Genomic DNA, 24,920 nt, shown 5'->3' on the forward strand with positions numbered 1-24,920 from the left:
ACAAAATCTGTGCATAATAATATCAAAACGACGTCGAATTGATAGTCGTTCTCATTACTATTTGCATACTGCCGTACCTTTGCTTTCTTTTCCTTGCGTTTACGCAGTAAAAAAGTCACCAGCACGCCATTTGCGAAAATTTTCTGCTTTATGCCAATTCTTCAGGATGCGCCCGCGAATATTCATGCTAGTTTAGACATCCAGACGTATAAAAACAGGAATCCCGACATGGCGGACAAAAAGCTTGATACTCAACTGGTGAATGCAGGACGCAGCAAAAAATACACGCTCGGTGCGGTAAATAGCGTGATTCAGCGCGCGTCTTCGCTGGTCTTTGACAGTGTGGAAGCCAAAAAACACGCGACACGTAATCGCGCCAATGGCGAGTTGTTCTATGGACGGCGTGGAACGTTAACCCATTTCTCCTTACAACAAGCGATGTGTGAACTGGAAGGTGGCGCAGGCTGTGTGCTATTTCCCTGCGGGGCGGCAGCGGTTGCTAATTCCATTCTTGCTTTTGTCGAACAGGGCGATCATGTGTTGATGACCAACACCGCCTATGAACCGAGTCAGGATTTCTGTAGCAAAATCCTCAGCAAACTGGGCGTAACGACATCGTGGTTTGATCCGCTGATTGGTGCCGATATCGTTAAGCATCTGCAGCCAAACACTAAAATCGTGTTTCTGGAATCGCCAGGTTCCATCACCATGGAAGTCCACGATGTTCCGGCGATTGTTGCCGCCGTACGCAGTGTGGTCCCGGATGCCATCATTATGATCGACAACACCTGGGCAGCCGGTGTGCTGTTTAAGGCGCTGGATTTTGGCATCGATGTTTCTATTCAGGCCGCCACCAAATATCTGGTTGGGCATTCAGATGCGATGATTGGCACTGCGGTGTGCAATGCCCGTTGCTGGGAGCAGCTGCGAGAGAATGCCTATCTGATGGGCCAGATGGTCGATGCCGATACCGCCTATATAACCAGCCGTGGCCTGCGCACATTAGGTGTGCGTTTGCGCCAACATCATGAAAGCAGTCTGAAAGTGGCTGAATGGCTGGCAGAACATCCCCAAGTAGCGCGAGTTAACCACCCTGCTCTGCCTGGCAGTAAAGGCCACGAATTCTGGAAACGAGACTTTACAGGCAGCAGCGGGCTATTTTCCTTTGTGCTTAAGAAAAAACTCAATGATGAAGAGCTGGCGAACTATCTGGATAACTTCAGTTTATTCAGCATGGCCTACTCGTGGGGCGGGTATGAATCGTTGATCCTGGCAAATCAACCAGAACATATCGCCGCCATTCGCCCACAAGGCAAGATCGATTTTAGCGGGACCTTGATTCGCCTGCATATTGGTCTGGAAGATGTCGACGATCTGATTGCCGATCTGGACGCCGGTTTTGCGCGAATTGTATAACATTGCCACTTTTGGACAATTTTGCAGACATTTTATTGTGAAAAGTCTTAAATTGTTGCGTCCGGGATCAAGGCGTCCCGGACGATTCAGGAGTACAATAGGCAGATAAAGGCTTAAACGCTGTTCCACAGGAAAGTCCATGGCTGTTATTCAAGATATCATCGCTGCGCTCTGGCAACACGACTTTGCCGCGCTGGCGGACCCTCATATTGTTAGCGTTGTTTACTTTGTTATGTTTGCCACGCTGTTTTTAGAAAACGGCTTGCTGCCCGCCTCATTTTTGCCAGGCGACAGCTTGTTGATACTGGCAGGCGCATTGATTGCCCTGGGGGTTATGGATTTTCTGCCTACGATTGCGATTCTGACCGCCGCAGCAAGTCTGGGCTGCTGGCTAAGTTATATTCAGGGGCGCTGGTTAGGGAATACCAAAACGGTGAAAGGCTGGCTGGCACAGCTTCCTGCTAAATATCACCAGCGCGCCACCTGCATGTTTGACCGCCACGGTCTGCTGGCGCTGCTGGCTGGACGTTTTCTTGCATTTGTCCGTACGCTGCTGCCAACCATGGCGGGAATTTCCGGTCTGCCAAACCGCCGCTTCCAGTTTTTCAACTGGTTAAGCGGATTGCTGTGGGTCAGCGTGGTAACCAGTTTCGGCTATGCCTTAAGTATGATTCCGTTCGTTAAACGACATGAAGATCAGGTAATGACGTTCCTGATGATCCTGCCAATTGCCTTGTTAACCGCTGGCTTGTTGGGCACGCTGTTTGTGGTGATTAAAAAAAAATACTGTAACGCCTGACGATTTTCCCCGTTCCCGGTTGCTGTACCGGGAACGTATTTAATTCCCCTGCATCGCCCGCATTCTTGCCGCATCTTCCCCCGGCGTCACACCGAAGTAACGTTTAAACTCACGGCTAAATTGCGATGCGCTTTCATAGCCGACGCGCATCGCCGCCGCGCTGGCCTTCATGCCGTCGTGGATGATCATCATCCGCGCCTTATGCAGACGGTAATTCTTCAAATACTGCAACGGCGAGGTGCTGGTGACAGACTTAAAATTATGGTGGAACGCCGATACGCTCATGTTGGCTTCTGCCGCCAGTTGCTCGACGCTCAGGTTTTCGGTGTATTTATTCTCAATCCGTTTCAGCACGCGACTAATCAGGCTGAAGTGAGTCTGGCGGCTGACCAGTGCCAGTAACGCGCCGCCGCAAGGTCCGGTCAGCACGTAGTACAGAATTTCGCGGATAATCTGTTTGCCGAGAATGCGCGCATCCAGCGGTCGCTCCATCACATCCAGTAACCGCTCTGCCGCGCATAAAATCTCTTCTGATAACGTGGCGGAGTTAATACCGCTGGCTGCCATTGACGGCTGAAAATGTTCATCTTCGCCAATGTCCATCAACAGTTCCTGTAACTGCAAAATATCGACATTGAGACGCAACCCTGCCAGCGGCACCTCTGACGTGGCATAGGTTTCGCACTCAAACGGCAACGGCACCGTCAGCAGGAGATATTCATTAGCGTCATAACGAAACACGCGTTCATTGATATAACCGATTTTATGTCCGGAAAAGAGAATTATGATGCCAGGCTCGTACATCACCGGTGTGCGTGCGAAAGGCGTCTCGCCATACAACAAACGCACATCGGGCAACAGCTCTGACAAACTATTTTCTTTATTTTTCAGTTTATTAACTTTATCCGCCAGCAAGCGGCAAATCTCTTCACGTTTCATATCGCGTAATTTCTTAGGAATAATGCGGCAATTTGATTGTGCGCAATTTTGTAGCATTTCTCCAGCACTCTGGAGAAATAGGCAAGACATTGGCAGAAATGAGCATTGAGAGGTACGGCGCTGGCGACCACAATGAAAAACATCAGGCAGACCGATCTCTGCCCTCATATTGACCCAGCAAAGGGAGCAAGTAATGAACAACTTTAATCTGCACACCCCAACCCGCATTCTGTTTGGTAAAGGCGCAATCGCTGGTTTACGCGAACAAATTCCTCACGATGCTCGCGTATTGATTACCTACGGCGGCGGCAGCGTGAAAAAAACCGGCGTTCTCGATCAAGTTCTGGATGCCCTGAAAGGCATGGACGTGCTGGAATTTGGCGGTATTGAACCAAACCCGGCTTATGAAACGCTGATGAACGCCGTGAAACTGGTTCGCGAACAAAAAGTGACTTTTCTGCTGGCGGTTGGCGGCGGTTCTGTACTGGACGGCACCAAATTTATCGCCGCAGCGGCTAACTATCCGGAAAATATCGATCCGTGGCACATTCTGCAAACGGGCGGCAAAGAGATTAAAAGCGCCATCCCGATGGGCTGTGTGCTGACGCTGCCAGCAACCGGTTCAGAATCCAACGCAGGCGCGGTGATCTCCCGTAAAACCACAGGCGACAAGCAGGCGTTCCATTCTGCCCATGTTCAGCCCGTATTTGCCGTGCTCGATCCGGTTTATACCTACACCCTGCCGTCGCGTCAGGTGGCTAACGGCGTAGTGGACGCCTTTGTACACACCGTGGAACAGTATGTTACCAAACCGGTTGATGCCAAAATTCAGGACCGTTTCGCAGAAGGCATTTTGCTGACGCTGATCGAAGATGGTCCGAAAGCCCTGAAAGAGCCAGAAAACTACGATGTGCGCGCCAACGTCATGTGGGCGGCGACTCAGGCGCTGAACGGTTTGATCGGCGCTGGCGTACCGCAGGACTGGGCAACGCATATGCTGGGCCACGAACTGACTGCGATGCACGGTCTGGATCACGCGCAAACACTGGCTATCGTCCTGCCTGCACTGTGGAATGAAAAACGCGATACCAAGCGCGCTAAGCTGCTGCAATATGCTGAACGCGTCTGGAACATCACTGAAGGTTCAGACGATGAGCGTATTGACGCCGCGATTGCCGCAACCCGCAATTTCTTTGAGCAATTAGGCGTGCCGACCCACCTCTCCGACTACGGTCTGGACGGCAGCTCCATCCCGGCTTTGCTGAAAAAACTGGAAGAGCACGGCATGACCCAACTGGGCGAAAATCATGACATTACGCTGGATGTCAGCCGCCGTATATACGAAGCCGCCCGCTAAGCTTTTTACGCCTCAAACTTTCGTTTTCGGGCATTTCGTCCAGACTTAAGTTCACAACACCTCACCGGAGCCTGCTCCGGTGAGTTCATATAAAGGAGGAACGTATGGCTAATCCAACCGTTATTAAGCTACAGGATGGCAATGTCATGCCCCAGCTGGGACTGGGCGTCTGGCAAGCAAGTAATGAGGAAGTAATCACCGCCATTCAAAAAGCGTTAGAAGTGGGTTATCGCTCGATTGATACCGCCGCAGCCTACAAGAACGAAGAAGGTGTCGGCAAAGCCCTGAAAAATGCCTCAGTCAACAGAGAAGAACTGTTCATCACCACTAAGCTGTGGAACGACGACCACAAGCGCCCCCGCGAAGCCCTGCTCGACAGCCTGAAAAAACTCCAGCTTGATTATATCGACCTCTATTTAATGCACTGGCCCGTTCCCGCTATCGACCATTATGTCGAAGCATGGAAAGGCATGATCGAATTGCAAAAAGAGGGATTAATCAAAAGCATCGGCGTGTGCAACTTCCAGATCCATCACCTGCAACGCCTGATTGATGAAACTGGCGTGACGCCTGTGATAAACCAGATCGAACTTCACCCGCTGATGCAACAACGCCAGCTACATGCCTGGAACGCGACACACAAAATCCAGACCGAATCCTGGAGCCCATTAGCGCAAGGAGGGAAAGGCGTTTTCGATCAGAAAGTCATTCGCGATCTGGCAGATAAATACGGCAAAACCCCTGCGCAGATTGTTATCCGCTGGCATCTGGATAGCGGCCTGGTGGTGATCCCAAAATCGGTCACACCTTCACGCATTGTCGAAAACTTTGATGTCTGGGATTTCCGTCTCGACAAAGACGAACTTGGCGAAATTGCAAAACTCGATCAGGGCAAGCGTCTCGGTCCCGATCCTGACCAGTTCGGCGGCTAACGTGCAAATTATCCCGGTGGCGGTAATGTTCCGCTACCGGACTTTTCAGAAATCATTTATTCCCCTCGCGTCCCGCCCGTTGCTACTCTTCCTTGTTCAGGAATGCCAAATATAAGGACATCATCATGCAGAGCCGGAAGCTCTTAAAAGAACAACCCATCTATATCCGGGATAAACGCAACGGAGAGGTGAAAAACAGATGAAAATAATACTTCTGTTTTTAGCAGCCCTGGCAAGTTTTACCGTACACGCACAGCCCCCCTCACAGACCGTAGAACAAACAGTCCGGCATATTTATCAGAACTATAAATCAGATGCCACTGCCCCTTATTTTGGTGAAACCGGAGAGCGGGCGATAACATCTGCGCGTATTCAACAGGCGCTTACCCTGAACGACAATCTTACGCTGCCGGGCAATATTGGCTGGCTGGATTATGATCCGGTTTGTGATTGTCAGGATTTTGGCGATCTGGTGTTAGAAAGCGTAGCGATAACCCAAACTGACGCCGATCATGCCGATGCCATTGTGCGCTTTCGTATCTTTCAAGACGATAAAGAAAAGACCTCGCAGACACTGAAAATGGTGGCGGAAAATGGTCGTTGGGTCATTGACGATATTGTCAGCAATCATGGCAGCGTCTTACAAGCGGTTAATAGCGAGAATGAAAAAACGCTGGCCGCTATAGCTTCGTTGCAAAAAGAACAGCCGGAAGCCTTTGTTGCCGAACTCTTTGAACATATTGCTGATTATAGCTGGCCGTGGACGTGGGTGGTTTCCGACTCTTACCGCCAGGCGGTCAATGCCTTCTATAAAACCACCTTCAAGACGGCCAACAATCCCGATGAAGATATGCCAATAGAACGGCAATTTATTTACGACAATCCGATCTGTTTTGGCGAAGAGTCGTTATTTTCCCGCGTTGATGAAATTCGAGTCCTGGGGAAAACCACCGATTCCGCCCGCATTCATGTTCGCTTTACGCTGACCAATGGCAACAACGAAGAGCAAGAACTGATTTTACAGCGGCGCGAAGGTAAGTGGGAAATCGCTGATTTTATCCGCCCGAACAGCGGCAGCCTACTTAAGCAGATTGAGGCAAAAACCGCCGCCAGATTAAAACAATGAGCTGAATTAAATAACAATTAGCCGGAACAATAAATAAAAGGGAACACTATATGAAAACGATTTTCACCGTGGGAGCTGTTGTTCTGGCAACCTGCTTGCTCAGTGGCTGCGTCAATGAGCAAAAGGTCAATCAGCTGGCGAGCAATGTGCAAACATTAAATGCCAAAATCGCCCGGCTTGAGCAGGATATGAAAGCATTACGCCCACAAATCTATGCTGCCAAATCCGAAGCTAACAGAGCCAATACGCGTCTTGATGCACAGGACTATTTCGACTGCCTGCGCTGCTTGCGTATGTACGCAGAATGATAAAAAAATCCCCGGCAGCATTCTGTTACCGGGGATATTTTTTAACGTCCAACCGCCGCTTTAGGGCGTTTCTTCGCACCAGCATTCTGCAGGCGAGATTGCGTAGACGACGCTTTTTTTGCCGTAGCAGGCGTCTGACGCTGGGTCGCCATCGGCGTATGTTTAGTCAACGCCGGACGGGTATTGCGGTTCTGACGGCGAGCTTCACGCATCTCTTCAATGGTTGGCGCAGGCACTAAGCAATCGCGACGGCTGCCAATCAGATGCTTTTTGCCCATCGCTTCCAGCGCCTGGCGGATTAACGGCCAGTTTGCCGGATCGTGGTAACGCAACAACGCTTTATGCAGGCGACGCTGCTTGTCGCCCTTCGGTACGAAGACGTCTTCACTCTTATAACCAATCTTCGCCAGCGGGTTTTTGCCGGTGTAATACATGGTGGTCGAGTTAGCCAGCGGCGACGGATAGAAGTTCTGCACCTGGTCGAGGCGGAAGCGATGCTTTTTCAGCCATAGCGCCAGATTCACCATATCTTCATCACGCGTACCCGGGTGCGCGGAGATGAAATACGGGATCAGATACTGTTCTTTACCTGCCTGTTTCGAGTAAGTATCGAACAGCTCTTTAAAGCGGTCATAGCTGCCCATGCCCGGCTTCATCATCTTCGATAACGGCCCTTCTTCGGTATGTTCCGGGGCAATCTTCAGATAACCGCCAACGTGATGGGTCGCCAGCTCGTTGATATAGCGCGGATCTTCTACGGCGATGTCATAACGCACACCAGAGGCAATCAGGATCTTTTTAATGCCTTTCAGATCGCGCGCACGGCGATAGAGGTTGATCGTCGGTTCGTGGTTAGTGTCCATATGCGGACAAATATCCGGATAAACGCACGACAAACGACGGCAGGTTTGCTCAGCGCGTGGCGATTTGCAACGCAACATATACATGTTGGCAGTAGGCCCACCGAGATCGGAAATCACGCCCGTAAAACCTGGAACAGTGTCGCGGATCGCTTCGATCTCATTAATAATCGAATCTTCGGAACGGCTCTGAATAATGCGCCCTTCGTGCTCGGTAATAGAACAGAAAGAGCAGCCGCCAAAGCAGCCACGCATAATGTTGACCGAGAAACGAATCATTTCGTAAGCCGGAATTCGGGCATTACCGTAAGCCGGATGCGGCACGCGCTTGTACGGCAGCGCAAAGACGCTATCCATCTCTTCGGTAGAAAGCGGAATAGCAGGCGGGTTGATCCATACATAGCGGTCGCCATGTTTTTGCATCAATGCGCGGGCGCAGCCTGGGTTAGTTTCGTGGTGCAGAATGCGCGAAGCATGGGCGTACAGCACTTTATCGCCCTTCACTTTCTCGAAAGAAGGCAGCAACACGTAGGTTTTTTCCCACGGTTTCGGGCGTGGTGGCTGCACGGTTACAGCTTTGGCTTCCTGCTTTTTCGGAGCTACCGGTTTGTTATCCGCGCACGGCAAATCTTCGCCATACGGATGCGGGATTGGGTCGATTTTCCCTGGGGTATCAAGACGGGTGGAATCCACACCGCTCCAGCCTGGCAACGCCTCTTTTACGATAATCGCGGTATTACGCACATCGCGGATTTCACTAATCGGCTCGCCCATCGCCAGACGGTGCGCCACTTCCACCAGCGGACGCTCACCGTTACCAAACATCAGCATGTCGGCTTTCGAATCCACCAGCACGGAACGGCGCACGGTATCCGACCAGTAATCATAGTGCGCGGTACGGCGCAGGCTGGCCTCAATACCGCCGAGGATCACCGGCACATCTTTCCACGCCTCTTTACAACGTTGGGTATAAACCAGTGTGGCGCGATCCGGACGCTTACCCGCGACGTTATCCGGTGTGTAGGCATCGTCATGACGTAAACGGCGATCGGCGGTATAGCGGTTGATCATCGAGTCCATGTTGCCAGCAGTAACACCGAAAAACAGATTCGGTTTACCCAGACGCATAAAGTCGTCTTTACTGCTCCAGTCTGGCTGGGCGATGATCCCGACGCGAAAGCCCTGCGCTTCCAGCATACGACCGCAAATCGCCATCCCGAAGCTTGGGTGATCGACATACGCGTCGCCAGTAACCAAAATGATGTCGCAGCTATCCCAGCCAAGTTGATCCATCTCTTCACGTGACATCGGCAAAAACGGTGCCGGTCCAAAACAGGCGGCCCAGTACTGCGGCCAGGAGAACAGGTCGCGATCCGGTTGGATCAGGGAGATAGAGCTCATTTTGCTTCCAGAAATGGTAAAAAAATAATCAAAGGCCGGGGATTATACGCTGTATCACGCGCGGAAATGAAGTGATGTTGATGAACGGTGGCGAAATACCCTGGTGAGGTTTTTCACTGCCCGACTTGGGCAAGCACATTTAAGGCTGGCGGTATCGTGGCAACTGCCGCTACTATTTATGCCGATCAGCAACGTTCAAATCATATTGCACGACGATCGGCTATCCGAGGACACCCACAGTAAGGCAAGGTATGGAACAGGTTATTACAAAGCGCCGCTATTACGATATTGGTCTACAGATTGAAGAGCTGCTGTATTCAGGCGTATTTAAGGCCGGAGAACGCTTACCTTCAGAACGTGAACTGAGCGAGCGGTTTAATACCAGCCGAACTACCATTCGTGAAGCCATCATTATGCTGGAACTGAAAGGCGTATTGAATGTGAAGCAAGGGTCAGGGATTTTCTTTGTCGACTCCACCGATAAGCTCAACCAGAAATCATTAATGCCCTATTCAGAAATTGGCCCGTTTGAACTGTTACAGGCACGTCAGGTAATTGAGAGCAATATTACCGGTTTTGCTGCCAGCCAGATCAGCTTTAACGAGTTACAAGAGTTGAAGAAAATCATTGGATTACAGGAAAAAGCCATCGCTGCGGAAAGTGATAAATTTGAAGACCTGGATCACCGATTTCATAGCATTATTGCCGAAGCGACGCAAAATCGGGTACTCATCAAACAAGCTGCTGAATTATGGCGGGCAGTTCGTACAGAAAACCCCCGCTGGAAGAAACTTAACTACAAGTACCTGCATGAAAAGCATTTGCGTCTGCAATGGCTGGAAGATCACCGGGCTATTTTCCTGGCTCTGCAACAGAAAGATTCAGAGCTCGCCAGGGAAGCGTCCTGGAGACATCTGGAAAACAGCAAAAATGAACTGATCAAAATCTTCAAACAAGACGCTTCCATCAGCGATTTTGATGACTTTTTCTTCGCTCGTTAACCTTCATTAGTCCAGAGCTGGCGGAAAAAATAACGCCGGCTCTGCCTTCCGCCCTCCACTGGTACACGCTCTCTTTTTAATTGGTCTAATAAATCGACTATCATCAGATATCTTAGATTAGCGGCAATTATCCTAAAAACTGACCTCTAAAAAACTTTCCTTTCATTTTATTCATATAACTCATTGATACAGATATAAATAATGCCTTGTTGTTCTGTTTCGTACTTTTACCTTTCTCTGCAAGCGTGATGCATCCCTCTGTTTTTGGTCTAATGAATTATGTAAATTGGTATACACACAAGCCACCAGGAGTAAGAGCATAATGTCAGGGAACGAAAGTATCGATGCCGCCCACTATGATCAGGTAACCACCTGGCCTCGGGGCGGGTTACAGGCAGATATTGTCCATATTGGTTTTGGCGCTTTTCATCGCGGACACCAGGCTGTCTACACGGATCTCACTAATCAACTTTCGGACACCCGCTGGGGGATCTTTGAGATTAACCTGTTTGGTGATGCTCAACTGATCGAAAACTTAAATGCGCAAAATGGGCTGTTTTCGGTTGTGGAAACATCTGCATCGCAATCTACCTCACGCCTTGTGCGTTCGGTGGCTGGCGGTATTCATACCCCCAGAGATGGCATTGCCGCAGCAATCCATAAACTGGCTGAACCTCAGGTAAAAATCGTTTCATTAACCATCACCGAGAAAGGTTATTGCCTCGATCCGCAAACACGTTCACTTGATCTCACCAATGGATTAATCCAACACGATCTACAAAACCCGGATGCGCCTCTGTCAGCTATTGGCGTGATCGTCTGTGCTTTGCAACAACGTAAAGCGACAGGACTCGCCGCTTTTAGTGTGCTCTCCTGTGACAACTTGCCAGACAATGGGCATCTGACGCGCAATGCCGTTCTCGGTTTTGCCCGACAACTGGACCAGCCCCTGGCTCAGTGGATCGAAGAAAATGTCTCATTTCCAGGCACGATGGTCGATCGCATTGTTCCGGCAATGACTGAATCGCAATTCGCCTTACTGGAAACTAAAACCGGTTATGCCGATCCCTGCGGGATCGTCTGCGAATCATTTCGTCAGTGGGTGATCGAAGATAATTTTGTGCGCGGACGACCGGAATGGGATAAAGTCAGCGCGATGTTTGTCAGCAATGTTCAGCCTTATGAAGAGATGAAGTTACGCATGTTAAATGGTAGCCATTCATTTCTGGCTTATAACGGCTCACTGGCTGGCTATGAGTTTATCTGGCAATGCATGGAAGACGCTAATTTTCGTTCCATTACCCGCCAACTGATGATTAATGAACAAGCCCGAACACTTAATCCAGACTTAAATATCAACATCCAGGAATACGCCGACCTGTTAATTGAACGCTTTAGCAACCGTAATGTTGCACACCGTACCGGGCAAATCGCTATGGACGGTTCGCAAAAGCTTCCCCAGCGAGCGCTGACGCCCTGGCTGAAATTGCATCAGCAAAAACAAAACAATGCTGTTCTGTCACTGCTCGTTGCTGGTTGGTTGCATTATGTCATTGATGCTGTTGAGAAAAGCCAGTCTGTCGCTGATCCAATGAATGACCAACTTCAGGCGCTAATAAAGGAACAACAAGACGCATGGCAACAGGCGCTCGCATTACTGCACCTTAGCGCCATATTTGGTGATTTAAGCAACCATCAGCCATTTATAAATGAAATAAAAATCGCCTTTGCAAATATAAAAAACAAAGGCATCAAGGCCACCATCAGCCAATTATTATCGGATGAGCAGAAATGAAAACATTAATTTGTCAGCAGCCTGGCGTTATGGAATATGTGGAAAAGGATATTCCCACACCAGCAGATAATGAAGTGCTGTTAAAAATCAAAGCTGTGGGTATTTGTGGTACTGATATTCACGCTTTTGCCGGCAGACAGCCTTTTTTTAGCTACCCACGTGTATTAGGTCATGAAATATGCGCCGAAGCGGTTTCGCGAGGCAGCCAGTGCCAAACAGCACAATCAGGCCAGCGCTATTCCGTCATCCCATGCATTCCGTGTGGCGAGTGCGCAGCCTGTCGGGAAGAGAAAACGAACTGCTGCGAACGTGTTTCGCTGTATGGCGTGCATCAGGATGGGGGTTTTAGTGAGTACCTTGCGGTACGTGAAGACAACCTTGTGCCTCTCCCTGACGAGGTCAGCGACAGTGCCGGAGCATTGGTTGAATGTTTCGCCATTGGTGCACATGCCGTTCGTCGGGCAGAGATCAAGGCTGAACAAAACGTACTGGTGATTGGCGCTGGGCCAATCGGTCTGGCTACCGCAGCCATCGCCAGGGCTAAAGGGGCACATGTTGTTGTTGCTGATATTGACTGTCAACGTCGCCAGCACGTTGTGGATCATCTGGCAATTAATGTCTTCGACCCAACACAGGAAGGTTTTATTGCCGCGCTTAGTGAAGTGTTTGGCGGCGAACTGGCTTGCGTAGTCCTGGATGCGACGGGAAATAAAGCTTCAATGAGTCATGATGTCAATCTTATTCGTCATGGCGGCAAAATTGTTTTCATCGGTTTGTATATTGGTGAACTTGTTATTGACGATCCGACCTTCCATAAAAAAGAGACAACGTTACTCAGCAGCCGCAATGCCACACGGGAAGATTTTGCGTTGGTGATTGAACTGATGCGCAGCAATAAAATTCACGAAAATTTAATGAAAAACCAGGCGTTCAATTTCTTTAATGTTGGCGAAGATTACCAGCGTAACGTTGTAGAAAATAAAAATATGGTCAAGGGTGTGATCACTTTTTAAGGGAACAAATATGACAACTGTTTATGTCAGTGAAGAAAATTTAAAATCACTGGTGCACCACAAATTACATACCGCCGGGCTGGATACCGACACCACACAACAGGTGACAGATGTTTTAGTACATGCCGATATTACCGGTGTGCATTCACATGGTGTTATGCGTGTCGAACATTATTGCACCCGCCTTGCTGCCGGAGGGTTAAATAAAGCCCCGCAGTTTAGCATTGAGCAAATTTCACCGTCAGTGGCCATTCTCGACTCTGACGACGGAATGGGGCATTCCGCATTAATTAGCGCCACTGAGCACGCTATTAAACTGGCCCAGCAAGAGGGTCTCGGTTTTGTTAGCGTTAAAAACACGTCTCACTGTGGTGCGTTATCTTATTTTGCAGAGATGATCACCAACAAAGGGTTGATTGCTATCGTAATGACGCAAACCGATACCTGTGTGGCTCCCCATGGCGGCGCCGAGCGCTTTTTGGGAACTAACCCCATCGCCTTTGGTTTCCCGGTGGAAAACAGCCATCCGATGATTGTTGATATGGCGACCAGTGCCACGGCTTTCGGCAAAATACTTCATGCAAAGGAAACCGGAAAACATATTGGTGAAGGGCTGGCGATAGATAAAAACGGTTATGGCACCACTGATCCGTATAAGATTGAAAACCTGCTACCTTTCGGCCAACACAAAGGTTCAGGCATTGCACTGGCTATTGATGCACTGACTGGCGTGCTGATGAATGCGAATTTTGGCAACCATATTGTTCGCATGTATGGTGATTATGACAAGATGCGTAAGCTGGCAAGTTTGGTTATTGCCATCGATCCGAAAAAGCTCGGCAATCCTGTTTTTGCAAAAACTATGGCGAAAATGGTCACGGAGCTGCATGCCGTTAAACCGGCTCCTGGTGTCGAAAAAGTGTTAGCGCCGAACGATCCGCAAATGCACTACAAAGAAAAATGCCAGCAGGAAGGTATTCCGGTTCCGGCAGGAATATTCCATTATCTGGCAGAGAATTAATCACTATTTTTTATTATAACGATAGAAAAGCGCTGTATTTATCGTTTCTGTTATATTAACCAGGAGCAGGATATGAAAGCACTTCGTCCTCTGACGGCATCGCTTATGCTGTTAACCAGTTGTTTATTAATATCTAATACCACACTGGCAAAAACAACATTAAAACTGAGTCATAATCAGGATAAAAGCCATGCTGTCCATAAAGCATTAAGCTATTTAGCGGATAAAACCAAAGAGTATTCTAATGGTGAATTAGTTATTCGCATTTACCCAAATGCGACATTAGGTAATGAGCGTGAATCACTGGAATTAATGAACTCCGGTGCATTACAGATGGTTAAGGTTAATGCCGCATCACTAGAATCATTTGCTCCGGATTACAGCCTTTTCAGTCTGCCGTTCTTATTCCGCGACCGTGATCACTATTATCGTGTTCTGCAAAGTGATTTAGGTAAAAAAATACTTAATTCATCAGAAAGCAAAGGTTTTGTTGGTATTACGTACTATGACGGCGGTGCGAGAAGTTTTTATTCCAATAAACCGATTACAAAACCTGAAGATTTAGCGGGAATGAAAATCAGGGTTCAACAAAGCCCCAGCGCCATTGCAATGATGAAAGCACTCGGTGGTGTCGCTACCCCGATGGCGCAAGGCGAACTCTACACCGCACTTCAGCAAGGAGTGGTTGATGGCGGAGAGAACAATACCGTTGTCTATGCCGATATGCGTCACGCCGAAGTCGCAAAAGTCTATTCACGTGATGAACACACCATGGTACCTGATGTGTTAATTATCAGCACCGACGTGTTGAATAAACTTGGTGATAAAGAGCGCACGGCATTATTAAAAGCAGCCGATGAGTCAATGATGCAGATGAAGGACGTCATTTGGCCTGCGGCTGAAAAAGAAGCCTACGACAAAATGAAAGGGATGAACGCAACAGTTGTTGATGTTGATAAATCCGCTTTCAAAGAACGCGTCAAACCGTTATACGATGAATTCAAGGCGAAAGATGCACAATCAGCCAAAAACCTTGAGCTAGTAGAAAGTATGTAACCCTAATGGGCAGGTAATTCCTGCCTTTTCATGGAAGACTTATGCGAACACTCACTCATATTCTTAATAAGATCCTTGCCGGATGTTGCTGCATTATTCTCGCCATTATGGTGTTCTGCGTAACCTGGCAAGTTATTGCACGTTTTATTTTTAACGCTCCCAGCACTGTGCTTGATGAGTTCACCCAAATTTTATTTATGTGGATGATTTTACTTGGCGGTGTATATACTGCGGGGTTAAAAAAACATCTGGCCATTGATTTGTTGGCTCAAAAACTTCCTGCTGCATCTGTTCTGACGCTTGACAGTTTTATCCAAATTATCATTACGGTCTTTGCGGTTATTTTCATGATCTATGGCGGGAATATTGTTGTTGAAAAAGCACAACATGTTGGACAAATCTCTCCAGTATTAAAATGGCCAATGGATAAAGTATATTGGGTTATGCCTGTCAGTGGGCTTATTCTGGTCTGGTATTCAGTAATGAATATTATTGACAACTATCGTAAACGGAATTCTCATTAACGAGGGAAATATGGAATTTGAATATATCTACCCCGTCTTAATTTTATTTGGCAGTTTTGCCGTCATGCTGGCAATAGGTGTGCCAATTACTTTTGCGATTGGTCTTTCTTCGCTGTTATCTATTATTACTGCCTTGCCACCCGACGCTGCCATTTCTGTTATTTCACAAAAAATGACTGTAGGGCTGGATGGCTTTACGCTATTAGCCATTCCCTTCTTCGTGTTAGCCGGAAACATTATGAATACCGGTGGTATAGCCAGACGACTGGTTAACCTGGCGCAAGCATTAGTTGGGCGTCTTCCTGGCTCACTGGCTCATTGTAATATCCTCGCGAATACACTGTTTGGTGCGATTTCAGGTTCAGCCGTTGCGTCAGCCGCAGCGGTAGGTGGGATTATGTCACCACTGCAAGAAAAAGAGGGATATGATCCGGCGTTTTCAGCAGCGGTTAATATTGCCTCTGCCCCCATTGGCCTGATGCTCCCACCGAGCAATGTGTTGATTGTTTATTCCCTCGCCAGTGGCGGGACTTCTGTCGCTGCGTTGTTCTTAGCTGGATATCTGCCGGGCATCCTCACCGCTGTTGCCTTAATGTTTGTAGCTGCACTTTATGCCCGACGTCACCATTATCCGGTGGCCGAGCGCATTAATTACCGTCAGTTTTTACAGGTATTCCGCGAATCAATTCCTAGCCTGATGCTTATTTTTATCATTATTGGCGGTATTATCGCCGGGGTATTTACGCCTACAGAAGCATCGGCAATTGCGGTAATTTATAGTTTAGCCCTGGCGATGATTTACCGGGAAATCACTCTTAAGAAGCTCAATGATATTCTGTTAGATTCGGTAGTAACCAGTTCAATTGTTCTGTTACTGGTAGGCTGCTCGATGGGGATGTCATGGGCCATGACGAATGCTGATGTTCCTGAGTTGATCAACGAACTGATTACCCGCGTTTCGGATAACAAATGGGTCATTCTGTTTATTATCAATATCATTCTGTTGATCGTCGGTACCTTTATGGATATCACGCCGGCGATCCTGATATTTACACCTATTTTCCTGCCGATCGCCCAGCATCTGGGGATTGATCCGATTCACTTCGGCATCATTATGGTTTTCAACTTAACCATTGGCCTTTGCACACCACCTGTCGGCACCATTCTGTTTGTGGGGTGCAGCATTGGTAAGGTCAGTATCGACAGGGCAATAAAACCATTACTGCCGATGTTTCTGGCATTGTTTGTAGTAATGGCAATTATTTGTTATTTCCCGCAGCTTAGTCTGATGTTGCCAGGATTATTTTCGACCTGATACACAATGAAGACTGCATACTGAGTAATTTTCAATGCCCCACCACTCTGTGGGGCATTGAATTGGTCCATTACGGTACCGGATTGACCAACAGTTGCCCAATCGAGCCACGGTCCGCCATTTCCAGCGTCTGACTGTTGAAGTAGAACGGGAAGTGCGCCCAGGAAGGCTGACCGAAATAAACAAGCAGCTCCACTTGTCCGTCAACCCAAACGGTATCTTTCCAGCCTCTGTCTTCCGGGAACGGCATCGCGCCATTCACGTTACGGATCTGGAACATCACGCCTTCAATATGGAACGCTTGCGGCTCGTCCGCGCGCACCGTCCAGCGTTCCCACGTTCCTTGCTGCGCAGTAACATCAATACGGTTGACGTCCCACAACTGCCCATTAATCCCCGGGTCATCACCCAGACTGATATCACGACTTCGAATCGGCGAACCGGCCATGATTTCAGTTGGCAGCAAGCGCATCGGAAGACTGTCAGTGACCAGCGGCAGAAGGCCGGTTGGGCGCAGCGTTAGCACCAGAGTAGAAACCAGAATGCTGGATGGCTCAAAGAAGCCACGAATACGATCAACAATGCTCGCCGCTTCGCCACAGGTAATCGACACTTCATCACCGTTGCTCATATCCACCAGAATCTCACGACGCTCGCCCGGTGCCAGCGAAAGTTGCTTCACCGATACAGGAGCGGGCAGGAATCCCTGATCGCCAGAAATCACATGTAACGGGCGACCATCGCTCATCTGTAGTTGATAGCGACGAGAGTTCGACGCGTTCAACAGACGCAAGCGCACCCAGCCACGCGAGACTTCAACGTACGGGCTTTGTACACCGTTAACCAGCAGCGTATCACCAACAAAGCCGCCGCTTCCCGGTTCGTTGTATTCTGGCGTACCAAAGTTATCCAGCCGTTTATCCTGAATAATGACCGGAAAATCATCCACACCATAATGGTTGGGGATAGGCAGCGATTTACTGACTTCATCTTCCACCAGCCACATTCCGGCAAGGCCGTTATAGACCTGCTGAGCCGTGCGGTTGGGAGTATTGGCGTGATACCACAGAGTAGCTGCGTTCTGGCGAATGGGCAGTACGGGTGCCCAGTCAGCGTTTGGCGACATCATCCGTGCCGGACCGCCCATCAGCGGGCCAGGTACCTGTAGCCCGGCCACCGTCATTGAGACATTTTCTGTCAGGCGGTTGCTGTAAATAAGCTTAACATCGTCGCCCTTCCAGACGCGGATAGTCGGCCCCAGGTAACGACCATTGATTCCCCAAACCGACGCGCGTGTCCCTGGCGTAAATGACCAGTGCGCACGTTGTACAGTCATAAACAGCGGTTGCCCACGGCGAGATTCAAGCAGCGGCGGAACGGGTAGCGGTTGCTGTTGCCCGGCTGCGCTGGCCTTCAGGGGAACAGCGCCTGCACAAAGTGCAATCCCCGATGCCTGAATGAACTGACGCCGACTGAGTGACATATTTGCTCCATGTAAAACTGGCTAAAGTAATACCGTGCAGGAAAGTGTTCCCCGCAAAAATACAGATTGCCGACTTAAACTTTTCCGGCTGCTTCGCGTTCTGCGACTTCTTTATCGAGCTCGGCGATTTTTTGTTCCATTATCGAACGACAATGGGCAGCCAACTCGCGAACCTGATCTTTGCCATACTGACTGACGTCAATTGGCGGCAGCATTTCGACAATCACCAGACCGTTGTGTAGCCGATTAAGATTAATCTTATTCGAAGTTGTAGAGACGCACACGGGTATAATCGGGACGCCCGCCGCAATTGCCGCGTGAAATGCCCCGGTCTTGAACGGCAGCAGGCCGCGACCACGGCTGCGGGTTCCTTCCGGGAACATCCAGATGGAAATACGGCGTTTTTTGAAGTGATTCACTACTTCCGCAATAGTGCCGTGAGCTTTAGTGCGATTGTTTCTGTCGATCAATAAGTTGCCGGTTAACCAGTACAACTGCCCGAAGAAGGGGATCCACAGCAAGCTCTTTTTACCTACCGTCACTGTCGGCGGCTGCACAATGTTCGATGCCGTCACCATGTCATAATTGTTCTGGTGGTTAGCGATATAGATAGCATTGCCGTAGCTTTCAGCGTCTGCAGGTTTGCGGCACTCCACTTTCAGGCCGAAAAGCGGCGCAAGACGACCAAACATATGCCCAAAGGTGGCCACATGTTTCGGGTTACGCGGGCTGAAAAGGCAGTAAATGGAGCCGAATACACAGACTAAGATGCTGTAAATCACGGTAATAATAAGACGAAAGATATATAGCATAACACCCTCTGAAGGTCTGAGAGACTGGCATTGTACGTCACCTGAAAATCAGGTTAGGGCATTGTTAAAAGCCGCTCTCTGGAAAAGCGTATTGTTAATCGCAACGCATGAATAAACAACGGTTTCAAGGGAATTTTTATCGTTTCCGGGGATTGAATACGCTGCCGGATGACGACTTAACGTTTCATCCGGCGTTCCTTGCAAGCGGGAGGAAACAGCGCCCTCCCCGGCATATTACTCTTCGCTATCACCGCTGCTGGCACGGCGAGGAGAGTCGATCTCAACACGATCGATACGCTGCAAACCGCGCATCAACGTACCGCGGCGTCCACGTTCGCCAGTGACTTTCTGTAGCTCTTCCGGACGCAGTTTAATTTTGCGTTTCCCAACATGAATGGTCAGCGTGCTTTGCGGCGGCAGAACGTACAGTTGCGCCAGGCCATCCTCGCCACGCGCGGCTTCTGCCGATGGAATGTTGATAATCTTGTTGCCTTTGCCCTTCGACAGCTGCGGCAGATCGCTTACCGGGAACATCAACATACGGCCTGCCTGAGTGATTGCCAGCAGCATATCGGAAGCATCTTCAATCACCACCGGCGGCATAACATGGGCATTTTCCGGTAAGGTGATCAAAGCCTTACCTGCACGGTTACGCGCCACCAGATCGTTAAAGGTGCAGACGAAACCGTAACCCGCATCGGAAGCCATCAGCAGTTTCTGATCGTCGCTTTCCATCAGCATATGGTCAACGGTCGCCCCAGGCGGCAACGTTAATTTGCCGGTGAGCGGCTCGCCCTGACCACGCGCCGACGGCAGCGTAATCGGGTCAATGGCATAGCTACGACCGGTGGAATCAACAAACACTACCGGTTGGTTGCTCTTACCTTTCACCGCCGCTTTGAAGCTATCACCCGCTTTATAATTCAGGCCCGGCGCGTCGATATCATGGCCTTTAGCGCTGCGTACCCAGCCCATCTGCGACAGCACAATGGTGACAGGTTCAGACGGCAGCATGTCGTGCTCGCTCATCGCTTTCGCTTCTTCGCGTTCCTGCAACGGCGAACGACGATCGTCACCGTAGGCTTGCGCGTCTGCCTGCAGTTCTTTCTTCAGCAGGTTATTCATTTTACGCTCGGAAGCCAAAATGCCCTGCAACTGGTCGCGCTCTTTTTCCAGTTCACTCTGCTCACCGCGAATCTTCATCTCTTCCAGTTTGGCAAGATGACGCAGTTTCAGTTCGAGGATCGCTTCCGCCTGGGTTTCCGTAAGGCCAAACCGCGACATCAGCGCCGGTTTCGGTTCATCTTCATTACGAATGATCTCAATCACTTCGTCGATATTGAGAAACGCCACCAGCAAACCTTCGAGGATATGCAGGCGCTTGAGGACTTTCTCCAGACGATAGTTCAGTCGGCGGCGCACGGTATCGCGGCGGAACACCAGCCATTCGGAGAGGATTTCCAGCAGGTTTTTCACCGCCGGACGACCATCCAGACCGATCATATTAAGGTTAATACGATAGCTCTTTTCCAGATCGGTGGTAGCGAAGAGGTGGTTCATCACCTGATCCATATCCACGCGGTTGGAACGCGGCACAATCACCAGGCGGGTCGGGTTCTCGTGGTCAGATTCATCGCGCAGATCGTCAACCATCGGCAGCTTTTTGTTGCGCATTTGCGCAGCAATTTGCTCCAGTACGCGCGCACCTGAAACCTGATGCGGCAATGCGCTGATAACCACCGCGCCATCTTCTTTCTTCCACACCGCGCGCATACGCACTGAACCACGTCCGTTCTCGTAGATTTTACGGATCTCGGCGCGCGAAGTGATAATTTCCGCTTCAGTCGGATAATCCGGCCCCTGCACGATATCCAGCAGCTGATCGAGCGTGGTTTTCGGCTGGTCGATTAATGCGATTGCCGCCTGAGCCACTTCACGCAGGTTATGCGGTGGAATATCGGTCGCCATGCCGACGGCAATACCGGTGGTGCCGTTAAGCAAAATGTTTGGCAGACGGGCAGGTAGCATTTTCGGCTCCTGCAAAGTGCCGTCGAAGTTTGGCACCCAGTCAGCCGTCCCCTGCCCCAGCTCGCTCAATAGCAGCTCGGAATATTTCGACAACCGGGATTCGGTGTAACGCATTGCCGCGAACGATTTCGGATCGTCCGGCGCGCCCCAGTTCCCCTGACCATCAACCAGCGGATAACGGTAAGAGAACGGTTGCGCCATCAGGACCATCGCTTCATAACAGGCGATATCGCCGTGCGGATGGTATTTACCCAGTACGTCACCGACGGTACGGGCCGATTTTTTAAATTTGGCGCTGGCATTCAGGCCCAGTTCAGACATCGCATACACAATGCGGCGCTGAACAGGTTTCAGACCATCACCAATAAACGGCAACGCACGGTCCATGATCACGTACATGGAGTAGTTTAAGTAGGCGTTTTCCGTAAATTCATGTAGCGCAAGGCGCTCTGCCATATCGCTCATTAATTCTGATTCCTCAACTTATTCGCCAGCCTTCAAAGGGGCAATATTGCCGGAGATACTACATTATCTGCCGCGTCGAGTCACAGGAGATCAGCGTGAATAGCGCCGCCGGACGTGCTCCGACGGCGATAAAGGCATCAATGTGCCTTGATATACAACTCTTTGCTGTAGACATAATCCTGGGGATTATGCAGCGGAAAACCGCCAACGTAGGGTTTAAGCAGTTTGATTAACGGCTGATAGTAGATAGGAATCAGCGGTGCCTGTTGGTTGATGATCACTTCTGCCTGCTGATACAACGCATTACGCTTTGTCGCATCAGTGATCTGCGTGGCCTGGTTTAGTAAGGCGTCATACTGCGCATTTTTCCAGTGACCGACGTTTTCTTCACTATCGCTTTTGAGCGTGTTCAGGAAGCTGGAAGCATCATTGTACGTCGCATCCCACGACTGCCGAGACAGCATGAAATCACCGGCTCGTCGGGCATCAAGATAGGTTTTCCACTCCATTGTGCGCAGCGTCACCTGTGCACCCAGCCATTTTTTCCATTCGGAAGACAACGCTATCGCGGTCTTTTCATGCAGATCGTACTTGTTGTAGAACAGCTCAAAGCGTAGCGGATGAGAGGCGTCGTATCCCGCCTGTTTCAGCAAGGCTTTTGCCATCGCGACGCGCTCACTCATTGGCTTTTGCAGTTCATCGAACGTCGTCGCGCTAAAGCCTTTTACCTCTGGCGGCGTCAGCGTGGTTGCGGGCGTTCTCAACCCCAGTACCTTTTGCGCAATAAGCTGTCGATCAACCGTAAGATATAGCGCCCGACGCACTCGCACATCGTTAAATGGCGGTTTCTCAAGGTTGAAGTTGTAATATTCGCTGTTCAGACGCGGAATAATTCGTAGCTCGCCAGGCAGTGATTTTTCAATGGCGGGAATTTGCTGCGCCGGAACCCAGGTGAGATCGACCTCTCCCGCGCGATAGCGGTTATAGCCGGTGACCGAATTATCTAGCGCCAGATACTCAACCTGTTGCAATACTGTATGTTGCGCATCGCGGTACTTTGGATTTTTGCGTGCAGTAATCTTTTCGTTAACTACCCACTGATCAAGCACAAAGGCACCGTTGTAAACCATGTTCTCTGGCTTACTCCAGCTATCGCCATGTTTAGCGATGACATGATGAGGAACCGGGAACAGCGTCGGCCAGGCGAGCATCGTCGTGAACCAAGGAACCGGCTGCTCAAGCGTAACTTCAAGAGTACGATCATCCGTCGCTTTGACACCCAGCGATGTAACATCTGCTTTACCCGCAACAATAGCTGCGGCATTGTTAATGTGCGCCTGTGCCAGATAGCCAGCAAAAGGGCTTGCCGTTTTCGGGTCAACCGCGCGCTGCCAGCCGAGGACAAAATCCTCTGCCGTCAGAGGCTGACCGTCGGACCACTGCAAACCGCTACGCAGATGGAAAATATAGCGCTTGCCGCCGTCCAGTATCTCCCAGCGTTCAGCCTGAGCGGGCTGCACCTGGCCTTCACCGTCCATCCATACCAGACCTTCAAACAGATCCAGCACAATCTGCGCGGCAGTATTCTCCTCCACCTTTTGCGGGTCGAGCGTACCTGGGTCGCTATGATTGTTGTAACGAAAGACTTGTTGCGGGGCGAGCGGTGTGTTGGCGGGAACGTCAGCAGCGTAGAGAGGAGCCGCACTTACCAGGCTGACCAGCCATAATAAATTTCGCGTATACATGGTATTCCTTACCGGAGAAATTATAAGCCCAACAACAATACGCCTGTGGCATTGTTCGCTCAAACTTATCGCGAGTGATTTGGCTCACACTCCGGTAAAGAAAAAAGCGAGTTGCCCCCGCTTTTCCATTAATTAACGGATTTCATTCAATAGTTCTGGATGCTTATCCAGAACACGTAAAAGTTTGATTGTGGAAGGATGAGGTTGGGCATTGCCTTTTTCGTAACGCGAAAACGCATTTACACCTCCCCCAAAAATTTCGCTTGCCTCTTTTTGGGTAAGAGAGAGCTTTTTTCGAACCTTCACTATAAATTCAGGTGCCACTGTTTCGGCATTCACCGAAGCCCGAAATGCCTTTACTTGCGCCATGAAAGCATCTGACTCTTCTTTATTCATGATGCTCTCTTCGCAATGGACACAATATAAACCGTGGATACCTTTCAATACTGTTTTTCGTCCACGGAAGGTGTATGGAATATCTTTAATGCCAGAAACCATTTCTCCCTGGTGGCAAACCGGACATTTCATATTACTTCTCCTTAAACGAGACGATCAGTACGTCATGAATTACCGTAATTTTAAGATAAACCTGGCCTGTAACAAGCCTGGGTCTGTAAACATCCTGCCAGATAGTATGATCAGAGTAGGTGGTCATGCTTTTATAAAAGTCGCTCTCTGATAATCCAATGATAACATTACACATACCATCAAAATCCAAACCTAACTCATCTGCATTTAACAGGGCACTACGTGTTGTACGAACTTGCCCGGCATTGACAAGTTTTTTAACCTGACTCAAACGTGTATGTGGTGTGCGTTTTTCCATAACCCCCGCCTCCCTGTTACTTTAGTTATAACCTAAAAGGTTAATTACAGCAATGAAAAAGCACCTAAAAGGTTAGTTAGATGTACGGAGATAGTGACCACACAAAACGTATTCTTTAAGGAAAGTGATTGACCATATAAGAAAGTGGCGCATTAGTAGCGCCAGTTTGAAGCAGGAATTTATAAGGGAAGCTGGAGTCAGGCATCACGCCAACGGCACATAAACATCCGTTTCCAGTCGCTGCTCTGTCACCCCTTCGGCAAGATTGGTGTAGTGAAACAGAATCGGTGCTTTACGCATTTTCTCGCCGCTTGCAGGCAGCCAGTGGCGAATGATGCCCCATACCGTGTGTGAAATATCGTCCAGCTCGCCAACGTGGCGGGCCACGGCATAACGTCCACCGGTAAGTTCACCATTGCTCACACCATAACGATTATCGGGAATCGGTTCGCTAACGCTGCCGCAGATATCAAAGCGAAACGCTTCCGGTGCGGTGGTGGCAGGGTCGTCCCAGGCGACGCCAAAAGTCTGGCTTTGGTTAACAGGAGAAAGCCCCGTCTCTTTACGCCACATGATAAATTTCGCCACGCTGTAGTTGAGCAATTCAGGGCTACAGCGGTGCGGCAACATCGCCACAGGTATTGATGGGAAATCGATAATGTTTACATCCAGTGTCAGGTTTGTCATTTTGCCTCCCT

At 49.6% G+C, this 24,920-nt stretch carries 22 protein-coding genes; 13 read left to right on the forward strand and 9 right to left on the reverse strand.

The annotated features are described in order from the left end of the window. Positions 1-228 precede the first annotated feature (228 nt). Positions 229-1,416: a cystathionine beta-lyase gene (gene metC, locus C4F37_RS11610; RefSeq protein WP_001314161.1), complete on the forward strand. Its 1,188-nt coding sequence runs from the start codon at positions 229-231 to the stop codon at positions 1,414-1,416. Positions 1,417-1,555: 139 nt separating this feature from the next. After that, entirely contained in the window at positions 1,556-2,215 is a 660-nt protein-coding gene (gene yghB, locus C4F37_RS11615) for a DedA family general envelope maintenance protein YghB (RefSeq protein WP_001774045.1), read from the forward strand. 39 nt (positions 2,216-2,254) lie between these two features. Here yghB and yqhC read toward each other — a convergent pair whose 3' ends face one another. Further along, positions 2,255-3,154 carry a DNA-binding transcriptional regulator YqhC gene (gene yqhC / locus C4F37_RS11620; RefSeq protein ID WP_001298382.1) on the reverse strand — a complete coding sequence of 300 codons (900 nt, stop codon included), beginning with the start codon at positions 3,152-3,154 and terminating at the stop codon, positions 2,255-2,257. Positions 3,155-3,347: 193 nt separating this feature from the next. Here yqhC and yqhD point away from each other — a divergent pair, with 193 nt between their 5' ends. The 4 genes from yqhD (at position 3,348) to yqhH (ending at position 6,877) form a co-directional block, all read left to right on the forward strand. Further along, positions 3,348-4,511 carry an alcohol dehydrogenase gene (yqhD, locus tag C4F37_RS11625; protein ID WP_001058819.1) on the forward strand — a complete coding sequence of 388 codons (1,164 nt, stop codon included), beginning with the start codon at positions 3,348-3,350 and terminating at the stop codon, positions 4,509-4,511. Positions 4,512-4,615: 104 nt separating this feature from the next. Next, positions 4,616-5,443, forward strand: coding sequence for a 2,5-didehydrogluconate reductase DkgA (gene dkgA, locus C4F37_RS11630; RefSeq protein WP_000013152.1), 828 nt, complete (start codon positions 4,616-4,618; stop codon positions 5,441-5,443). A 199-nt stretch (positions 5,444-5,642) separates the two neighbouring features. Then, positions 5,643-6,569 carry a YbjP/YqhG family protein gene (locus C4F37_RS11635; protein ID WP_001539712.1) on the forward strand — a complete coding sequence of 309 codons (927 nt, stop codon included), beginning with the start codon at positions 5,643-5,645 and terminating at the stop codon, positions 6,567-6,569. A 50-nt stretch (positions 6,570-6,619) separates the two neighbouring features. After that, a complete protein-coding gene (gene yqhH, locus C4F37_RS11640; RefSeq protein ID WP_000848528.1) occupies positions 6,620-6,877 on the forward strand; it encodes a lipoprotein YqhH in 258 nt (85 codons plus the stop codon). A 41-nt stretch (positions 6,878-6,918) separates the two neighbouring features. On the opposite strand, the gene C4F37_RS11645 is transcribed toward yqhH, so the two are convergent. Then, a complete protein-coding gene (locus C4F37_RS11645; RefSeq protein ID WP_001539714.1) occupies positions 6,919-9,138 on the reverse strand; it encodes a YgiQ family radical SAM protein in 2,220 nt (739 codons plus the stop codon). A gap of 251 nt (positions 9,139-9,389) precedes the next feature. Between C4F37_RS11645 and C4F37_RS11650 the strand changes: the two genes are divergently transcribed. The 7 genes from C4F37_RS11650 to C4F37_RS11680 all read left to right on the forward strand — a co-directional run bounded on the left by C4F37_RS11650 (position 9,390) and on the right by C4F37_RS11680 (position 16,863). After that, positions 9,390-10,139, forward strand: a complete 750-nt coding sequence (locus C4F37_RS11650) for an FCD domain-containing protein (protein ID WP_000438650.1) — start codon at positions 9,390-9,392, stop codon at positions 10,137-10,139. A gap of 322 nt (positions 10,140-10,461) precedes the next feature. Continuing rightward, positions 10,462-11,934: a mannitol dehydrogenase family protein gene (locus C4F37_RS11655; RefSeq protein WP_001539716.1), complete on the forward strand. Its 1,473-nt coding sequence runs from the start codon at positions 10,462-10,464 to the stop codon at positions 11,932-11,934. Continuing rightward, on the forward strand, positions 11,931-12,947 hold the full coding sequence (locus C4F37_RS11660; RefSeq protein WP_106106709.1) for a zinc-binding alcohol dehydrogenase family protein: 1,017 nt from the start codon (positions 11,931-11,933) through the stop codon (positions 12,945-12,947). Before C4F37_RS11655 ends, C4F37_RS11660 begins: the two co-directional genes overlap by 4 nt. 10 nt (positions 12,948-12,957) lie before the next feature. Then, positions 12,958-13,968 (forward strand): Ldh family oxidoreductase, encoded by a 1,011-nt coding sequence (locus C4F37_RS11665; RefSeq protein ID WP_001539717.1) that lies wholly within the window; start codon positions 12,958-12,960, stop codon positions 13,966-13,968. 72 nt (positions 13,969-14,040) lie between these two features. Further along, on the forward strand, positions 14,041-15,024 hold the full coding sequence (locus C4F37_RS11670) for a TRAP transporter substrate-binding protein (RefSeq protein WP_000645961.1): 984 nt from the start codon (positions 14,041-14,043) through the stop codon (positions 15,022-15,024). A 41-nt stretch (positions 15,025-15,065) separates the two neighbouring features. Then, the gene (locus tag C4F37_RS11675) at positions 15,066-15,548 is read left to right on the forward strand and encodes a TRAP transporter small permease (protein WP_001259754.1); all 483 of its coding nucleotides are present in this window, start codon (positions 15,066-15,068) and stop codon (positions 15,546-15,548) included. A gap of 10 nt (positions 15,549-15,558) precedes the next feature. Next, on the forward strand, positions 15,559-16,863 hold the full coding sequence (locus tag C4F37_RS11680) for a TRAP transporter large permease (protein ID WP_001774046.1): 1,305 nt from the start codon (positions 15,559-15,561) through the stop codon (positions 16,861-16,863). A gap of 70 nt (positions 16,864-16,933) precedes the next feature. Here C4F37_RS11680 and ftsP read toward each other — a convergent pair whose 3' ends face one another. From ftsP to C4F37_RS11720, 7 genes are all read right to left on the reverse strand, one after another. Then, the gene (gene ftsP / locus C4F37_RS11685; protein ID WP_000059395.1) at positions 16,934-18,346 is read right to left on the reverse strand and encodes a cell division protein FtsP; all 1,413 of its coding nucleotides are present in this window, start codon (positions 18,344-18,346) and stop codon (positions 16,934-16,936) included. 74 nt (positions 18,347-18,420) lie between these two features. Further along, positions 18,421-19,158 (reverse strand): 1-acylglycerol-3-phosphate O-acyltransferase, encoded by a 738-nt coding sequence (gene plsC / locus C4F37_RS11690; protein WP_000965712.1) that lies wholly within the window; start codon positions 19,156-19,158, stop codon positions 18,421-18,423. 234 nt (positions 19,159-19,392) lie between these two features. Further along, on the reverse strand, positions 19,393-21,651 hold the full coding sequence (gene parC / locus C4F37_RS11695; protein WP_001281841.1) for a DNA topoisomerase IV subunit A: 2,259 nt from the start codon (positions 21,649-21,651) through the stop codon (positions 19,393-19,395). Positions 21,652-21,788: 137 nt separating this feature from the next. Beyond that, positions 21,789-23,396 carry an ABC transporter substrate-binding protein gene (locus tag C4F37_RS11700; protein ID WP_001295629.1) on the reverse strand — a complete coding sequence of 536 codons (1,608 nt, stop codon included), beginning with the start codon at positions 23,394-23,396 and terminating at the stop codon, positions 21,789-21,791. A gap of 132 nt (positions 23,397-23,528) precedes the next feature. Beyond that, a complete protein-coding gene (mqsA, locus tag C4F37_RS11710) occupies positions 23,529-23,924 on the reverse strand; it encodes a type II toxin-antitoxin system antitoxin MqsA (protein ID WP_000650107.1) in 396 nt (131 codons plus the stop codon). A gap of 1 nt (position 23,925) precedes the next feature. Beyond that, a complete protein-coding gene (gene mqsR, locus C4F37_RS11715) occupies positions 23,926-24,222 on the reverse strand; it encodes a type II toxin-antitoxin system toxin MqsR (protein ID WP_000415584.1) in 297 nt (98 codons plus the stop codon). Positions 24,223-24,426: 204 nt separating this feature from the next. Further along, complete coding sequence (locus tag C4F37_RS11720) at positions 24,427-24,909, reverse strand: AraC family transcriptional regulator (RefSeq protein WP_000183505.1); 483 nt, start codon at positions 24,907-24,909, stop codon at positions 24,427-24,429. Between the last annotated feature and the right edge of the window lie 11 nt (positions 24,910-24,920).

Origin of the sequence: Escherichia sp. R1 (assembly GCF_003000935.1) — a bacterium.
In the GTDB taxonomy this organism is placed as follows: domain Bacteria; phylum Pseudomonadota; class Gammaproteobacteria; order Enterobacterales; family Enterobacteriaceae; genus Escherichia; species Escherichia coli.

Coding starts and splice junctions, on each gene's coding strand:
- ftsP (WP_000059395.1), bottom strand. CDS start 18,346: ATGTCACTCAGTCGGCGTCAGTTCATTCAGGCATCGGGGATTGCACTT.
- yghB (WP_001774045.1), top strand. CDS start 1,556: ATGGCTGTTATTCAAGATATCATCGCTGCGCTCTGGCAACACGACTTT.
- parC (WP_001281841.1), bottom strand. CDS start 21,651: ATGAGCGATATGGCAGAGCGCCTTGCGCTACATGAATTTACGGAAAAC.
- yqhH (WP_000848528.1), top strand. CDS start 6,620: ATGAAAACGATTTTCACCGTGGGAGCTGTTGTTCTGGCAACCTGCTTG.
- C4F37_RS11635 (WP_001539712.1), top strand. CDS start 5,643: ATGAAAATAATACTTCTGTTTTTAGCAGCCCTGGCAAGTTTTACCGTA.
- C4F37_RS11720 (WP_000183505.1), bottom strand. CDS start 24,909: ATGACAAACCTGACACTGGATGTAAACATTATCGATTTCCCATCAATA.
- mqsR (WP_000415584.1), bottom strand. CDS start 24,222: ATGGAAAAACGCACACCACATACACGTTTGAGTCAGGTTAAAAAACTT.
- plsC (WP_000965712.1), bottom strand. CDS start 19,158: ATGCTATATATCTTTCGTCTTATTATTACCGTGATTTACAGCATCTTA.
- yqhD (WP_001058819.1), top strand. CDS start 3,348: ATGAACAACTTTAATCTGCACACCCCAACCCGCATTCTGTTTGGTAAA.
- C4F37_RS11665 (WP_001539717.1), top strand. CDS start 12,958: ATGACAACTGTTTATGTCAGTGAAGAAAATTTAAAATCACTGGTGCAC.
- dkgA (WP_000013152.1), top strand. CDS start 4,616: ATGGCTAATCCAACCGTTATTAAGCTACAGGATGGCAATGTCATGCCC.
- C4F37_RS11675 (WP_001259754.1), top strand. CDS start 15,066: ATGCGAACACTCACTCATATTCTTAATAAGATCCTTGCCGGATGTTGC.
- C4F37_RS11650 (WP_000438650.1), top strand. CDS start 9,390: ATGGAACAGGTTATTACAAAGCGCCGCTATTACGATATTGGTCTACAG.
- C4F37_RS11645 (WP_001539714.1), bottom strand. CDS start 9,138: ATGAGCTCTATCTCCCTGATCCAACCGGATCGCGACCTGTTCTCCTGG.
- metC (WP_001314161.1), top strand. CDS start 229: ATGGCGGACAAAAAGCTTGATACTCAACTGGTGAATGCAGGACGCAGC.
- C4F37_RS11680 (WP_001774046.1), top strand. CDS start 15,559: ATGGAATTTGAATATATCTACCCCGTCTTAATTTTATTTGGCAGTTTT.
- mqsA (WP_000650107.1), bottom strand. CDS start 23,924: ATGAAATGTCCGGTTTGCCACCAGGGAGAAATGGTTTCTGGCATTAAA.
- C4F37_RS11660 (WP_106106709.1), top strand. CDS start 11,931: ATGAAAACATTAATTTGTCAGCAGCCTGGCGTTATGGAATATGTGGAA.
- yqhC (WP_001298382.1), bottom strand. CDS start 3,154: ATGAAACGTGAAGAGATTTGCCGCTTGCTGGCGGATAAAGTTAATAAA.
- C4F37_RS11655 (WP_001539716.1), top strand. CDS start 10,462: ATGTCAGGGAACGAAAGTATCGATGCCGCCCACTATGATCAGGTAACC.
- C4F37_RS11670 (WP_000645961.1), top strand. CDS start 14,041: ATGAAAGCACTTCGTCCTCTGACGGCATCGCTTATGCTGTTAACCAGT.
- C4F37_RS11700 (WP_001295629.1), bottom strand. CDS start 23,396: ATGTATACGCGAAATTTATTATGGCTGGTCAGCCTGGTAAGTGCGGCT.